This window comes from Methylobacterium sp. WL103, assembly GCF_008039885.1.
GTDB lineage: Bacteria > Pseudomonadota > Alphaproteobacteria > Rhizobiales > Beijerinckiaceae > Methylobacterium > Methylobacterium cerastii.
On record NZ_VRUX01000294.1, the window covers coordinates 1 to 5,151 of the forward strand.

Genomic DNA, 5,151 nt, shown 5'->3' on the forward strand with positions numbered 1-5,151 from the left:
GGGCGGCGCGCTTGCCGAGGCCCTGCGCCGGGCGACGAGCGGGCGGCCGCGGGGCAATGGCTGACGGCGCCGTGCACACGCCTGCTCGAGCGAAACCGTTGCTACGGCAACGAAATTTTTACCAGTACGGTCCAGGCTCGCGGACGCGGGCGGCCGAAGACCGGGCCTCGGGGGGATACCTCTGGATATCCAACCGGTTACGAAGGTGACAAGACCTGCGGGGGCGGTTAAGCTTAGGCACGGCGAGGTCGTGGACGACCGATGTTCCGGGCCCTTGGGGGCGCGCACGCGAGACGAGTGATGGCTGGACAGAAGACGGATCAACGGGACGTTTATGTCGGGCAGCGCATCGCGGAGCAGCGGCGCAAGGCGTCGCTGACCCAGCGCCGCGTCGCCCAGAGCTTCGGCATGTCGGCGGCCCAGCTGCAGAAGTACGAGAAGGGCACCAATCGCATCAGCGCGATCCATCTCGACATCTTCTCGCGCATGACCGGCGTGCCCCTCGACCACTTCTTCAGCGGCATGCCCCGCGACGAGGACCACGCCGTCGAGGGCTTCGCCGACGCGCCGCAGCGCCCGCTCGAGGGCGGCTGGCAGAGCGTGGCCGAGATGGTCGCCCGCCACGTCGCCGAGAACTGCTCGGCCGACACGCGCCGCGATTTCGCAGCAGCCGTCCAGGCCTTGGAGCGCAAGCTGAGCGGCTGACGCCGTCGATCCCGCTTCGGCGCACTACTGTACCGATCTAGCGTCCGCTTCGTGCGGTATAGCGGATCCGTTCGGCATTCCACCTTGACCCTGGGGGAAGCCGGTGCCAGAACTCCGGCCCTCACGACCGGGTCAAGCGCCGCGATTTCAGGAAGGCGCACCCGCCAACCGGGGTGCCCCGACGATGCCGCGTTCAGACTTCCTCTTCACCAGCGAGTCCGTCTCCGAGGGCCACCCCGACAAGGTGAGCGACCGGATCTCCGACACCGTGGTGGATGCCTATATCGCCGCGATGCCCGAAGCCCGCCTCGGCGTCGAGACGCTGACCACGACCAACCGCGTCGTGATCGCCGGCGAGGTCCGCGGCCCCGACTCGGTGACCTTCAAGGACCTGGAAGAACTCTCCCGCGAGGCGGTGAAGGACATCGGCTACGAGCAGGCCGGGTTCCACTGGAAGAACAACGAGGTGCAGATCTACCTGCACGCCCAGTCGGCCGACATCGCCCAGGGCGTGGACGCGGCCGGCAACAAGGACGAGGGCGCGGGCGACCAGGGGATCATGTTCGGCTACGCCGCCGACGAGACCCCGGAGTTGATGCCGGCCCCGATCTTCTACGCCCACAAGATCCTCAAGGACCTCGCCGACGCCCGCAAGGCGAAGCAGGGGGACGCGGCCAAGCTCGGGCCCGACGCCAAGAGCCAGGTCACGGTGCGCTACGCCAACGGCCGCCCCGTCGAGGCAACGCAGATCGTGCTCTCGACCCAGCACCTCGACGAGTCGCTCGATTCGGCCGACGTGCGCGCCATCGTAGAGCCCTACATCCGCGCGGCTTTGCCCGAGGGTTGGATCAACGAGGGCACGGTCTGGCACGTGAACCCGACCGGCAAGTTCGTCATTGGCGGCCCGGACGGCGATGCCGGCCTCACCGGCCGCAAGATCATCGTCGACACCTACGGCGGCGCGGCGCCTCACGGCGGCGGCGCGTTCTCGGGCAAGGACCCGACCAAGGTCGATCGCTCGGCGGCCTACGCGGCGCGGTATCTCGCCAAGAACGTCGTCGCGGCGGGCCTCGCCTCGCGCGCCACGATCCAGCTCGCCTACGCCATCGGCGTAGCCAAGCCGCTCTCGATCTACGTGGACCTGCACGGCACCGGCAAGGTCGACGAGGCCAAGCTGGAGGGCGTGCTGATGGACGCCCTCGACCTCTCGCCCCGCGGCATCCGCCTTGCGCTCGGCCTGAACAAGCCGATCTACGCCCGCACCTCGGCCTACGGCCATTTCGGCCGCGCGCCGGATGCCGACGGCGGCTTCTCCTGGGAGCGCACGGACCTCGCCGAGAAGCTGAAGTCGGCCCTGGCGTAAGGCTTCCACCGCGCGGGTCTTCCCTCCCCCTCTGCGGGGGAGGGAAAGCGCGTCGCGTCTTCTTCGAACACCCGAGCCCGGCCGTGACCGAAACCAGCCCCCCGGCCGACGCCCCCGAGCGGGCCTTCTTCGGCCGCCGCAAGGGTAAGCGCCTGCGCGGGCTGCAGGAGCAGCGCCTTGCCGAGCTGCTGCCGCGCCTGCGCGTCGCGCCGCCCGCCGAGGGCCGCCTCGATCCGGCGACGCTGTTTCCCGGCATCGCAGACGGTCCGTCCGAGGTCTGGCTCGAGATCGGGTTCGGCGGAGGCGAGCACCTGGCGGCTCAGGCCGAAGCCCGTCCCGACATCGGCATCGTCGGCGCCGAACCCTTCGTCAACGGCGTCGCGAAGCTGCTGCGCGCCGTCGACGAGCGCGGCTTGCGCAACGTCCGCATCCGCGACGAGGACGTGTCGCCGCTGCTCGCGGCCCTGCCGGATGCCTGCCTCGCGCGGGTCTACCTGCTCTATCCCGATCCCTGGCCCAAGCGACGCCAGCGCAAGCGCCGGTTCGTCTCGGACGAATCGCTCGCCGAGATCGCCCGCGTGCTGCGTCCCGGCGGCTTGTTCCGCTTCGCCAGCGACATCGACGACTACGTCGGCTGGACCCTGATGCGCACCGCACGCTGCCCCGCCTTGCGCTGGACGGCGCGCAAGGCCGCCGACTGGACGCAGCCCTATTCCGGCTGGCCCGGCACCCGCTACGAGGCCAAGGCGATCGCGGCCGGGCGCCGCCCGACCTACCTGGAATTCGAGCGCATCGCGTAAGGTAAAGTCGGGGCGGTGGGCAAACTAAGCTGTTGTCGAAGCCGCAGAGGGCGCCCGACGGCTTGCCCCGGCTGGGCGCCGGCCCCATCTTGCTCCCGCCCAGCCGGGGCGCCCACCGGGCGTGCCCACCGGGGCGACGCTTTTCGAGACGGCGCGACCGCGCGTTCGAGGGGACGGTGTGACCGACAGGGACGATCACGGCCCGGTAGGCGGCTTGCACGGCCCGGCGGCCGACCCGCGCCACGCAGCCTTCGAGGCGGCGGCCATCGGGCTCGCCGTGCTGTCCGAGGACGGCGCGCAGATCCTTGAGGCCAACCTCGCACTCTGCGCCCTGCTCGGCCACGCCCCTGGTGCGCTGTCGGGAAAGCCGGCCTCCGACCTCGTCGGCGGCGGCCGGATCGCCGATGGCATCCATCCCTGGCTCCATGCCGGCGGCGGCTCGGTGGAGGTGCGGGTGCGCCGCTCCGGCGCCGGCGGCACGGTTCTCGTGGTCGAGGCCGTCGACGCCGACGAGGCGGCGCGCTCCGAGGAGAACCGCCAGGACCTCGCCGCCGCGGGTCTCGGCGAATGGCGCTGGGAGCAGGCCACCGGGCGCCTCGTGCTGTCGCGCCGTGCCGCGCAGATCCTCGGCCATCCCCCCGGCGACTCCGCGACCTGGGACATCCTGCGCGCCGGCCTCTCTGCCGGCGAGCCCGAACGCCTCCAGGCCGTGGTCCGAGACGCGATGGCGCGCGACGGCGCCTACCGCTTCGAGACCCGCCTGACGCGGGAGGCGGATGGGCGCGAGGTCGTCCTCGCCGTGCGCGGCCGCCCGGTCCACGCCGCCGACGGGCGCCGCACCGGCATGGTCGGCGTGGTGCAGGACGTGACCACGCGGGTCGAGGCGCGCGACGGCCTGGTCGCCCGCGACCAGCGCCTGCGGGTCGCGACCACGGTCGCCAGGCTTGGGATCTTCGAGTGGCACATGCTCGAGGACCACGCGATCTGGGAGAACGAGCGGATGTTCGAGATCTTCGGGCACGCGCCCGAGGACGGCACCATCGGCAAGTCCGAGTTCTTGCGCGACACGCTGCACCCGGACGACCGCGCGAGCGTGCGGCTGGCGATCTCGCAGGCCCTGCGCGACGACGCGATCCTGCACACCACCGGCCGCATCCGCCGCCGCAGCGACGGCGCGTGGCGCACCATCGACCTCGCCGGCCGCTTCGAGCGCGACGCCCCGAACCGGCTGCCGCGGCGGTTGATCGGCCTCGTCGCCGACGTCACCGACCAGCGACTCGCCGAGGAGCGCCAGGCGCTGCTGATCCGCGAGCTGCACCACCGGGTGAAGAACACCCTGGCCACGGTGCAGGCGATCGTCGGCTCGACCGCGCGGACGGCGTCGAGCATCGACAGCTTCTACGAAGCCTTCGTCGGCCGCATCAAGTCACTCGCCCACACCCATTCGGTACTTACCGAGGCGACCTGGCAGACCGCGGACCTGCGCACGCTGCTGCTCAGCGAGCTGCGCCCCTACGCGGAGGCGCAGACGCGGGAGGGCGAGGCCGGCGAGGGGGACGGCGCCTTGGACGGCCGCATCACGCTGGACGGGCCGGACACGGCGCTGCCCTCTGAGATCGCGGTGCCGATCGGCATGGCGATCCACGAGCTCACCACCAACGCGGCGAAGTACGGCGCACTTTCCAACCGCCGCGGGCGGATCTCGGTCGCCTGGACCATCCTGTCGGGCGGCTCCGCCGGGATGCTTCATTTCGCCTGGCGCGAAAGCGGCGGCCCGCCGGTGGAGCCGCCCCGCCGCCAGGGTTTCGGCTCGCGCCTGCTGCAGCGGGTGCTCACCACGCAGGTCCAAGCCGAGGTCGAGACCCTCTACGCCCCGGACGGCTTCGCCCTGACGATGCTGGCCCCCCTCCCCGTCCGCAACCCCAGTCTCGACCCGCCGGGCTGAGCCGCTCGACGCCCTCTTGCGGCCGGAACTACGGGTTCACGCATCGCGTAGGCGCAGTCGCCACCCTTTCCTCCCTCCTCTGCGGGGGAGGGTGGCCCGCGACCTACCTCAGGCCGCGCCGCGGTTGCCGCCTTCGCCGCCGGCTTCGACGAAGGCCTTCAGCTCGTCGAGGGAGGCGAAGGTGAAGCGGCCCTGCGGGGTGTCGGCTTCGATCGCGCCGTCGGCGTACATCACGTAGGTGTTGCCGCCCGACGCATAGCGGCCGACCACCTCGCGGGCCGCAGGCTCCGGGGCCGCCTTTGCGGGCTCGGCGTCGAGGCTCGGGCGCAGGGCCGGCT

Annotated in this window: 4 protein-coding genes and 1 pseudogene; 4 read left to right on the top strand and 1 reads right to left on the bottom strand. The window is 71.7% G+C overall.

Annotated features, from left to right (window positions below; translation table 11 throughout):
- The first annotated feature begins 300 nt into the window (after positions 1-300).
- The 4 genes from FV222_RS16625 (at position 301) to FV222_RS16640 (ending at position 4,813) form a co-directional block, all read left to right on the top strand.
- Positions 301-705, top strand: a complete 405-nt coding sequence (locus tag FV222_RS16625; protein ID WP_147765226.1) for a helix-turn-helix transcriptional regulator — start codon at positions 301-303, stop codon at positions 703-705.
- A gap of 184 nt (positions 706-889) precedes the next feature.
- Positions 890-2,068 carry a methionine adenosyltransferase gene (gene metK / locus FV222_RS16630; protein WP_147754273.1) on the top strand — a complete coding sequence of 393 codons (1,179 nt, stop codon included), beginning with the start codon at positions 890-892 and terminating at the stop codon, positions 2,066-2,068.
- A gap of 83 nt (positions 2,069-2,151) precedes the next feature.
- Positions 2,152-2,868: a tRNA (guanine(46)-N(7))-methyltransferase TrmB gene (locus tag FV222_RS16635; protein WP_147815169.1), complete on the top strand. Its 717-nt coding sequence runs from the start codon at positions 2,152-2,154 to the stop codon at positions 2,866-2,868.
- Between the two features lie 214 nt (positions 2,869-3,082).
- Positions 3,083-4,813 (top strand): HWE histidine kinase domain-containing protein, encoded by a 1,731-nt coding sequence (locus FV222_RS16640; RefSeq protein ID WP_147815171.1) that lies wholly within the window; start codon positions 3,083-3,085, stop codon positions 4,811-4,813.
- A 108-nt stretch (positions 4,814-4,921) separates the two neighbouring features.
- On the opposite strand, the pseudogene FV222_RS16645 reads toward FV222_RS16640, so the two are convergent.
- Positions 4,922-5,151, bottom strand: a pseudogene (locus FV222_RS16645) (hypothetical protein); the annotation flags it as partial.